Genomic DNA, 9,165 nt, shown 5'->3' on the forward strand with positions numbered 1-9,165 from the left:
CGACGGGCGTCTTTCCTTTCTTCTTCTGCGACACAGCGACTTACCCGCGGCTCGCCGGAGGCCGGATTTCGTGTGTTCTGGGATAACAAGGCCGCGACGCTCCCGGCCTTCCCGTCATTTTGGCGGCGCGCAAATGGGAAAGGGCCGAGGCCAAGCGGCCCCGGCATGAAGGGGCAGGGCTCGGAGACCGCGTTTCTCGACTCCCTGAGTGCGGTGCGGTGTGCCTAGTTCCCCGTCCGGGGGCACGACGTATGGGTCGAGCGAATCCCGTCGGGAGCATCTTCCACTCAGTCTTGTCCCAGGCGCTCGCGGAGCTTGAGCCGCTGCTCCCGGCGTCGCCTCCCGTTCTCGAACCACGCGCGCTCCTCGTCGTTCGACGGGGACACAGGCGGAACCGGCGTGGGTCGCCCGTTTCCGTCCAGGGCGACCATGGTCAGGTAGCACGAGCCCGCGTGCACGACACGTCCCGTGCGGGGATCCTCGGCTTCGACCCGGACGCCGATTTCCATGGAGCTCCTCCCGGTGTAGTTGATCGCCGCGCGGAGCATGAGCAGGTCTCCGACATGCATCGGAGCTAGGAAATCCATGCGGTCGATGGAAGCGGTCACCACGTTCGTCCGCGTATGACGAACTGCCACGATGGTGGCGACCTCGTCGATGTACTTCAGGATCGAGCCGCCGTACACGTTGCCCGCGGGGTTTGCGTCCATGGGCATCATGATTCGCTCGACCACGGTCCGCGTCTCCCCGATCGGCGTGGGCGAGGCCATGCCCCCCGTATCCGCCGCCTCCTTTTCGTCCTTCGCCCGCGGCCGCAGGTGGGTCGCCCGCCGTTTCGGGTCGCCGAAAGGCCAAATACGACGGGTCGTCTAGGTCCGTGCCCATGTCCATGCGGGAGTGCCCCGAGTGCGACTCGAGCGTCAAGCTCGAGAACATGAAGCGGCACTACGCGAACGTCCACCCTGGGAGGGATCCGTCGGCGGCCATCTCCGACGAAGAGCACCGCGAGGTTCGCCGTGCGGCGAAGGTCGGCGGGTCCTCCCTCACTGCACGGCGGGTCGCCGTCGTCCTGGCCCTCGTCGCCCTCGTGGTGGGAGTGGGCTACCTGGGCCTGCCCTACATCCTCGGATCCCACTCGAACCCGAACTTCGACGTGGTCACGTACTGCGGGGTCGAGGGATCCGTGGAGCACTACCACCCGCTCCTGGTCATCAACGACAACGGAGCGGCCCAGCACCTCCCCTACGACTCGAGCCAGGGCGCGGACATCGGGGCGATCAACCAGGCCGGGTACACGAACCCGGCGTACTACTGCGCGAGCGGGCAGTTCCACGTCCTCCATACGCACGACGGCTCGGGGATCATCCATGTGGAGCTTCCGCAGGTCGTGAACCCCGCGCCGACCCTGGGCGACTTCTTCACGATCTGGGGTGAACCCCTGAACCCGTCCGCCGCGTGGACGTTCTCGGGCCACGTGACCGCGACCGTGTACAACAGCGACACCCATTCGGTCACGGACTTCTCATCGAACCTGGCGAGCATTCCGCTGTACGAGCCCGCGGGGGGCCCGACCGCGAACGAATACCCGATCCCGCAGGGGCTCATCTTCAACGGCGCGTACGGAGACGGCCAATCGGGCGGGACGTTCTCCGGCGAGATTATCTGGCTGAACGTGACGGCCTGAGTGGTCCGAGCCTCAGCCGCGGGCGGTGCGGGGTGCAAAGGCTATACCGCGGGCGCCGCTATCCCCGCGGCCGCTGGAGGCGGGAATTCTGGAGGACCCCGACCGTGCGTGGCGACGCTCCCCGCACCGGTTTCCGGTGTCCAAGGAGACCCTGGCCCCGCTGGTCGTGGTGGCCCTCCTGATCACGGTCGCGGTGGCCAACCTGCTTTGGGCCGCGGGCGTTCCTTCTGCGGCAATTCCCGCACGGTTGTCTCCGAACACGGATCCCTTCCCGATCCTGCCTGCCTCGTCCGCCCTGCACGTCCTTCCGGTGCCCGCCTCGACGAACGAGTCGACCCGGCTCACGCTCCTCTCGATTCAAGGTCTCGTGAACCGGGCGAGTGCCCAGCTTTACCTCGACTTCGACAACGAGACGGGCAACGCGTCCTCCATGCTCTCGTTCCTGGTCGCGCACTACGGGGTCTCGTACGACGTCGTCACCCAGGATTGGGTCTACGCCCACTACCTGCCCTCCGTGAGGGGGTTCGCGGTCGTCGATCCTTCCCGCCCCGAATCCGTGAACATCGGAACCATGGTCGCGTCCCTCCAGGACGCCGTCCTCGCGGCGCCCGACACGGCACCCTTCCTCGAGGGTCGATATCGACTTCCTGCGGTCTTGGACTACGCGGCGTCCAACTGGACCACGGCGGATTCGACCCAAGTGTACGACCGGGCCCTCGAGGAACTCTACCCGCGGCTGAATCCCGACCTCCTCGCGATTCTCCCGCCGGACCGACTCGACCTGCGCGACTACCTGATTGCGACGAGGACGTTCGTGTTCTACGAGCCTCAGGGGGTCCTCGCGTCGCCCGCGGAGCTGGCCGCGACCCAGCGCATCCTGGCAGCGGTCCCTCATGGCGTCCCCATCCTGGGCTGGTTCGACAGCCCCACGCTGACCGAGGAGAATGGCTTCGTCCAGCTCGCGTCCCAGTACGGCAAGCCCATCTTCGGGTCCCAAGCGGTTCCCAACCTGAGCGTCCTCACCTCGATGGGTCGGAGCGAGGTCCGCACGCAGCCGCCACCGCCGCCCACGCCGCGGCTTGAGAACAAGACCTACGTGGTCGTCGCCGTGCCCGATGGCGACAACCTCGACTTCATCGCGAACCGCATGCGGCAGCTCTGGGCCGAGCCGGAGCGGGGAACCTTCCCGATCGCCTGGAGCCTGAGCCCGCTTCTCGCGGACTTGGCACCGCCCTATCTGGACTACTACTACGGGAGCGCGACCTCGGACGACCGGTTCGTCCTCGGCCCCAGCGGCGCGGGGTACCTCTACCCGGACTACCTCGGCCCGGGCGATCTCGATCCCTATCTGCAGTCCACGGCCCGATACGCGAACGCGACCGGGATGGACGTCGCGTGGCTCCTGAACGCATTCGTGGCCTCCGAGATTCCGTACCGGTCTTCGACGCTCTCCGCCTACGTGGACGCCTTGCGCCCCGCGGGCCTCGTCCTCGACTACGACGACCAGGCGAAGACCCAGGACGCCTGGATGCAGGCGGGGACGTCGACCGCAGCGCCCGTGATCCGCTCGACCCAGCTCTGGACCACGATGGGCAACTTCTTCGCCAAGGTCGGGGCCGCCATGGCGACCTGGGACGCGGGCCCCCACTTCCTCTGGGTCACCGTATACACGTTCCGCTTCGATCTCCACGACGCGGCGACGATGATCCGCGGCCTCACCGATCGCACCGGGGGAAACCTCGCCGTGGTGACGCCCGAGCAGCTCTTCGCGCTCATGCAGGAGGGCTTCGTGGCCCGCGCGCGAGCCCAGCTCGCTTCGATGCGGTCGGACCCCTTCGCCGCCACGTTCCTCGCCCCGCAGCTCGGAGCAGCCCAGGGATGGTTGGATGCGACCTCGGGGTCCCGTGGCGCTTCGGGGGCCGCCTACAACGCCACGCTGGCCTCCGTGGACCTTCGGGAGGCGGGGCTCTACGAAGCGGCATTCGCCCTCGGCCTGGTCGTCGTGGCCGCCGCCCTCGTTGCGTTTGCGGGCGTCCGAGGCGCCATGGGCACGGGCGTGCGACGCTCGCTCCTGCGGGGGATTCCGCTGATCCCCGTAGCCGTGGCCTTCGCCCTGTTCATGTTCGCGCTCCGTGCCGGGCTCGCCGCCAACTTCTGGAGCTACCAGTGGATCCTTGTGGGTGTCGCACTCGCGGGTGTCGGGCGACCCTTGCGTCGGTACTTGGACCGGAGCTTCCCCCGGGTCTCGCTCCTCGCGACCGCAGGCCTCGACTTGGTGTTCGTCGCCCTGTCCCTCGGGACGAACGTCGCGTTCGCGCTCGCGGCCATCGGAACCGTGGCCGTGATCGATGCCGTCCTCGCTCGGGAGACCGTGGAGCCGGCGGGCCTCCTGATTGCCGCAACCGCAGGCACTGGGGTGGGGTTCCTCGCAGGCGTCGACTTCCTGGGGTTTGGTGTCCTGGCCTTGGCCCTCCTGGTCCCCCTGGCGGTGAGACTTCCCCGTGGGCCCCGGGAGAAGCCCGTGAGCGCCAAGGCGTCCTACGTCCGCGGGTTCGTCGTGGCCCTGCCGATGTTTGCCCTCGCGGTGGCATCGAACTACTCCTTGGGCCTGCGCCTCGGAGTGCAGGGCAGCGATCTGGTGTCCACCGCGACGATCCTGCTCCTGCTGGCACCGCTGGCAGCCCTGCTGGTCGTGCGGCCGTGGAGGTTCGCGCGTCCCGAATTCGTTCAGGCCGTGGCGTTCGCGGCAGCGGCTGTCGCACTCTTCGCCCTGGGCTTCGCGGTGGGCACCGTGCTCACGCTCCTCGTGCTCGCCGCGGCCGTTGGCGCACTCACGGTCGCGGCCGAGGCGACCCTGAGGCGGTTCGTCGCCGGAGGGAGCGATGCGTCCGCCGCGATGGCCGGAACCGTCGCATGGATTCCCCTTCTCCTCCTCTTCTTCCGTATGCCACCGGTGATCTACTCCCTCGCCGTGGCGCGTCTCCCCGAACCTATCGAGGCGCTCCTGTACGCCCCGGAATATCTGTTCGCTGCCCGCGCGACGGCGGTGCTGCTCATGCTGTTGACCCGTAAGTTCCGCCATCCGACGAAGGGCGCTTCCGAGCCGTGAGCGAGCGATCGAGGAAGCGTCCCGCTCTACGGCGGCCGTTTGGTCCTCTCTCGTCTAAATGTCACGATGATTGCCGCAATCAGGGCGGCCGCTGCGCCCGCACTGACAAGGATGGGCACCCACGGCAGTCCCATTTTCAGCGGGCACGGGGGAGGCGCGGCGAAGACACTTGCCGAAGAAGTCGCCGAGTCTCCCGACGAATCGACGACGGTGAGGGAAGCCGTGTGGAATCCCGTCCCGTTGTAGCTGAAGGTCGCGTCGCGGCCCGCCGAGGTTGCGTTGTCTTCGCCGAACTGCCAGAGGTACGCGTACACGGGCGCGCCTCCGCCCGCCCATCCCTGGAAGCTCACTCGGTTCCACACGGGGGCGTAGCAGAGCCCCACGATGGACGCCGTGGCCAGCGCGTCCAGCGGACCGTTCCCCTCGACGAGGACGGTCATCGAGTAGGTCGCGGTCGCGCGACTCGAGTTCGAGACGTTAAGTCGCGCGAGGTAGGTACCCGGCACGGTGTACGTGTGGGTCGGTTTCGAGACGTTGCTCGAGACCCCGTCCCCGAAGGCCCACGCGTACGAGGCCGGCAGAATGCCCATCCCCGTGAGCGCGAATTCGACGGTCAGCGGTGCGGTGCCAAGTGCGGGAGTCGGTTCCGCGTTGACCCATGAAGTGCCGCTCCAGGAGTTCACCCCGGTCACCACGGTGCTGGTGGCCCGCCGCCCGGCCGCATCCCCCGCGGTGACCCGGGCGACGTACAGACCCGGCCCTCCGTACGAGTGCGTCGCGTTTTGGATCGCTTGGCTCGCGCCGTCCCCAAAATCCCATGTGTACGTGTAAGGCGGTGCGCCGCCCGAGGCGCTCGCGTTGAGGAACACGGTGAGCGGCGCCGTCGGGACGAAGAAATTGGGTCCGTAGTACGTCGGGCTGGCGGTCGAACGGGCGACGAACGAAGCCAATCTGGGCACGATCGGGGAATCTCCGCGTGCCGTCGCCGCGGGGGCAGCTACGGCCAGAGCTACGCCCACTACTAGCGCGAGGAAGGCCACGCCCCGCACGCAGCGCCCCACGGCCCCCATCGAAGTCGGGGACTATCAGGGTTCGGAAATGGTTCGGACGTTTCCCGCGGTGGGCTCCTCATGGGAGCCTGGGCTCGTGAGGGCAAAGGTTATCCCGCCGACCTTCCTCTCAGGGCCGGAAGGTCGCCATGAGGAAGCTCCCCAAGAAGCGGTTCCTCGAGGTGGGCTCGTACATCCTCCGGAACAAGATGGCGGGCGAGGCCATCTATCCGTTCTACGCGTCCTTCAAGCTCACCCGCCGCTGCAACTTCACCTGCTCCTTCTGCAACTGCTGGCACGTGAAGAACAAGTGGGTGGACATGCCCACGGAGGACGTGAAGAAGATCCTGGACAACCTGGCCCGCTCCTCCGTGATCATGACGAGCTTCGAAGGCGGCGACCCCCTCGTGCGCGACGACATCCTCGAGCTCCTGAAGTACCAGTGGGAGAAGTCCTTCTACCTCCTGTTCACGACGAGCGAGCGGGACATGCAGCTGCGCTACCCCATGGCGGAGTACGCGAGGTACATCGACTTCCTGCACATCTCGATCGACGAGGGCCACCGGAACCTGGACATGTTCGACGAGCTCGAGGAGTACACGTCCTGGGGCAGCGTGGTCACGGTCCAGATCGTGGTCACGAAGAACGACGTCGACGCGCTCGAGTGGAAGATCAAGCGCTGCTACGACGCGGGCGTCAAGGCGGTCGTCATGTGCGCCGTCCACCTGAAGAACACGAAGGACCACCTGCCCGACCTCACGACGATGTCGAGCAAAGGGCTCGAGCTCCGCAAGAAGTATCCCGGCGTGATCATCTCGCCAAAGGGGTACTTCACGGGCATCCTGAAGGACCACGGTTGCGACACGTCCTCGATCATCGTCGACGCGGACGGCTTCCTCTGGTACCCGTGCCGGGTCCTCGAGGAGAAGACGATCAACCTGGTCGACTCCGATCTCCTGACGTACGTGGAGTCGCAAGACGCCGAGGAGCGCCGCGCGCGCATGGCCGCGTGCGATCTGCAGTGCGCCTGGTACCAGTACTACGCGACGCAGAGCTTCGTGAACCCCCGCGAGGTCGTGTCCGCCTGGGCGCCGTACTACCGCGACCTGATCAACGGCGGGAAGCAGCCCATCGCGGTCGTGCCCTCGATGCCGTTGATCGCCGGGAGCGACCGGAACCACCAGGCGATCCTCCAGGAATCCGCGATCAAGGGCACGCTCGACGCGGGGAGCCCCGGAGGGCAGTTCGTCCCCCTGGCGTCCGTGGAGCCGCCGAGCAAGCGATGACGCGCGCCGACGTTTCGCCGTCTCGCGGGTCTTGCCGTAGCGGACGCGTCATGACCGTCGGGTCGCATATCCCCCGGGCCGAAGGACCCTGCGAGAATAGACCGACAGCGTAATTAGGTGGCGTCCCCCTGAAACCGCTCGGGATGCAGCATGCAGGAGCGTAACGTCCTCATCCTGGTCGTGGTCCTCGTCGTGGCCACCGCGGGTGCGGGCGTCGCGGTGAATGCATTCCGGAATGCGAACTCGAGCGCGTTCCGCGCGTTCGACCTGTCCGTCGATGTCCGGGGCACCCCCACCGTGGGTTCCGATGTGCAGATCACGATCACCGTGCGGCAGGCATTCATCGATGCGCGGAGCCTCTCGAACCTCTTTCTGTCCGTGGACATGGGCACGCTCGCCGTCCATGGCGGGACCCCCTCCACGAACCCGTGGGCGTCGCCGACGGTGTGGAACCTCACGGGGCTGGACCTCTCGGGCCCGCGGGTCTACAACATCACCGCAGCGCCCACGGCGAACGGGTCGGCCACGCTCGATGCGATGGTCTGGGTCCCCCTGGGCGACCTCCGTTCCGTCTCCGTGGACCCTTCGGGGCATGTGAACACGGCGGACATCTCCCTCCTGGCGACGCAGTCCGCGCCGCTCACCGTGGGCGCGACCGGGTGAGGGCCCTCACGTCCCGAGCAGGTCCGAGTACGAGGAGGCCATGAGGTCCTCCGGGTCGATCTGGAAGTAGCGGATCAGGGACTCGAGCTGGGAGCGTCCTGCCTCCCGTTCCGCCTCCCCGGAGACCACCTTCTCGAACTCGAGGAACCGCCCCAGGCCGTCCACGGAGTCCAGGTGCACCTGGACGCCCTCGAGGCGGTAGATTTCGCGGGTCTTCCGCACCTCCGCCTTCACGGGGAACGCGCGGCGGAGGATCTCGAGGACCGTGCTCGCGTCGGGCAGGTCGGCAAGGAGGACCAGGCTCTGCTTGACCCCGCCCTCGTCCGGGCGCTCGTAGTACACGAGTTGGCCGGCCACCTGGCCGTCGATCGTCCGCAGCTTGAGGCGGCGGTCCCCCAGGGAGAAGTACGTGTCCGTCTGGCGGAACGTGCCCACACGCTCCGCGCCGGTGAGCAGGGCGCGCGCCTTGCCCAGGTCCTCGTAGCGAGCCTTCAGCTCGACGAGATGCTTGGCCCCCGCCGCCATGGAACCGAGGGATGGGGCGGGGCCGCAAGAAGGTTCGCGTCGGGGAGGCTACAGGCGGCGCTCGGGGAGGAAGTCCTCGACCATGGCATCGAGTCCCGTGGAGGGGGAACGGGCCCGGACCGTGGGCACGCGGGACAGTGCCTTCGCCGCGGCGAGGTGCTCCTTCGGCCTCGCGACGGCGTCGTGGAGGTGCTCGCGATGCACGCCGAGGGCGCGCTGGGCCGCGCGCAGGGCGAGCCCGTCGGCGGCGCTGGCACTCTTCGCGGCGTGCTTCAGCTTCCGGGCGATCCAAAAGGTCCGCAGGACAAAGAGTCCCACGGCCGCGGGAATCACGAGCCACACCAAGTCCACGGGATCACATCGTCCCGGAAATCCCCGGGACGCGCGGGCCTACGAACGGGTTCTATTAAAGGTTCCTGTATGGGTAGCCCGCGTCGGGGATCGAGACGGAAGGAACCGCACGTGATCCGCGTTCGAGCCACCACGGGGGCACGGATGCGCGCCTAGCCCAGGCTCATGATCACAACGGCGCACGCGCCCGCCGCGCCCAGGAGCGCACCGCCGACCCACAGCGAGCGCGAGAGGCGCTCGAGCCGCGCCCGGGTGGACGTCAGGTCCGCGGAGGGCACCGCGATCTGGACCCGAATCCCTTGGAGGGTCGCGAGCACGAGGCCGTCGAGGAGACCGAAGGCCACGAGCACGGCGAGGAGAACCGCAAACGCCAGGGTGACGGTCAGGTGGCTCTCGTACAGGCCCACACCGACGAACAGCACGTAGAGCGGGGCGGTCCACACGATGAACGAGCGCACCTCATCGAGGCGATGCCTGATGTCCGTCACGGCCTGGTCA

General features: G+C 67.7%; 9 protein-coding genes. 4 read left to right on the top strand and 5 right to left on the bottom strand.

Annotated elements, in window-relative coordinates; translation table 11 throughout:
* Positions 1–287 precede the first annotated feature (287 nt).
* Positions 288–770, bottom strand: coding sequence for an acyl-CoA thioesterase (locus VEY12_09855; GenBank protein ID HYM40422.1), 483 nt, complete (start codon positions 768–770; stop codon positions 288–290).
* Between the two features lie 113 nt (positions 771–883).
* Here VEY12_09855 and VEY12_09860 point away from each other — a divergent pair, with 113 nt between their 5' ends.
* Entirely contained in the window at positions 884–1,684 is an 801-nt protein-coding gene (locus tag VEY12_09860; GenBank protein HYM40423.1) for a hypothetical protein, read from the top strand.
* A gap of 136 nt (positions 1,685–1,820) precedes the next feature.
* The gene (locus VEY12_09865; protein ID HYM40424.1) at positions 1,821–4,793 is read left to right on the top strand and encodes a hypothetical protein; all 2,973 of its coding nucleotides are present in this window, start codon (positions 1,821–1,823) and stop codon (positions 4,791–4,793) included.
* Positions 4,794–4,819: 26 nt separating this feature from the next.
* Here VEY12_09865 and VEY12_09870 read toward each other — a convergent pair whose 3' ends face one another.
* On the bottom strand, positions 4,820–5,863 hold the full coding sequence (locus VEY12_09870) for a PKD domain-containing protein (protein ID HYM40425.1): 1,044 nt from the start codon (positions 5,861–5,863) through the stop codon (positions 4,820–4,822).
* A 128-nt stretch (positions 5,864–5,991) separates the two neighbouring features.
* Here VEY12_09870 and VEY12_09875 point away from each other — a divergent pair, with 128 nt between their 5' ends.
* Together VEY12_09875 and VEY12_09880 are read left to right on the top strand one after the other, a co-directional pair.
* Positions 5,992–7,128, top strand: a complete 1,137-nt coding sequence (locus VEY12_09875; GenBank protein HYM40426.1) for a radical SAM protein — start codon at positions 5,992–5,994, stop codon at positions 7,126–7,128.
* 150 nt (positions 7,129–7,278) lie between these two features.
* The gene (locus VEY12_09880) at positions 7,279–7,791 is read left to right on the top strand and encodes a hypothetical protein (protein HYM40427.1); all 513 of its coding nucleotides are present in this window, start codon (positions 7,279–7,281) and stop codon (positions 7,789–7,791) included.
* 6 nt (positions 7,792–7,797) lie between these two features.
* Here the strand turns inward: VEY12_09880 and VEY12_09885 are convergent, their stop codons facing one another.
* The 3 genes from VEY12_09885 to VEY12_09895 all read right to left on the bottom strand — a co-directional run.
* Complete coding sequence (locus VEY12_09885; protein ID HYM40428.1) at positions 7,798–8,316, bottom strand: class IV adenylate cyclase; 519 nt, start codon at positions 8,314–8,316, stop codon at positions 7,798–7,800.
* Positions 8,317–8,364: 48 nt separating this feature from the next.
* On the bottom strand, positions 8,365–8,667 hold the full coding sequence (locus tag VEY12_09890; protein ID HYM40429.1) for a hypothetical protein: 303 nt from the start codon (positions 8,665–8,667) through the stop codon (positions 8,365–8,367).
* A 152-nt stretch (positions 8,668–8,819) separates the two neighbouring features.
* Positions 8,820–9,165 (bottom strand): hypothetical protein (locus VEY12_09895; GenBank protein ID HYM40430.1); only part of this gene is annotated, 346 nt, incomplete at its 5' end.

The organism is Thermoplasmata archaeon (assembly GCA_035632695.1).
Lineage (GTDB): Archaea > Thermoplasmatota > Thermoplasmata > RBG-16-68-12 > RBG-16-68-12 > RBG-16-68-12.

Excerpts from the sequence above, each read along its gene's own strand:
- VEY12_09880 (HYM40427.1), top strand. The coding sequence starts at position 7,279 with ATGCAGGAGCGTAACGTCCTCATCCTGGTCGTGGTCCTCGTCGTGGCC.
- VEY12_09875 (HYM40426.1), top strand. The coding sequence starts at position 5,992 with ATGAGGAAGCTCCCCAAGAAGCGGTTCCTCGAGGTGGGCTCGTACATC.
- VEY12_09855 (HYM40422.1), bottom strand. The coding sequence starts at position 770 with ATGGCCTCGCCCACGCCGATCGGGGAGACGCGGACCGTGGTCGAGCGA.
- VEY12_09885 (HYM40428.1), bottom strand. The coding sequence starts at position 8,316 with ATGGCGGCGGGGGCCAAGCATCTCGTCGAGCTGAAGGCTCGCTACGAG.
- VEY12_09860 (HYM40423.1), top strand. The coding sequence starts at position 884 with ATGTCCATGCGGGAGTGCCCCGAGTGCGACTCGAGCGTCAAGCTCGAG.
- VEY12_09870 (HYM40425.1), bottom strand. The coding sequence starts at position 5,863 with ATGGGGGCCGTGGGGCGCTGCGTGCGGGGCGTGGCCTTCCTCGCGCTA.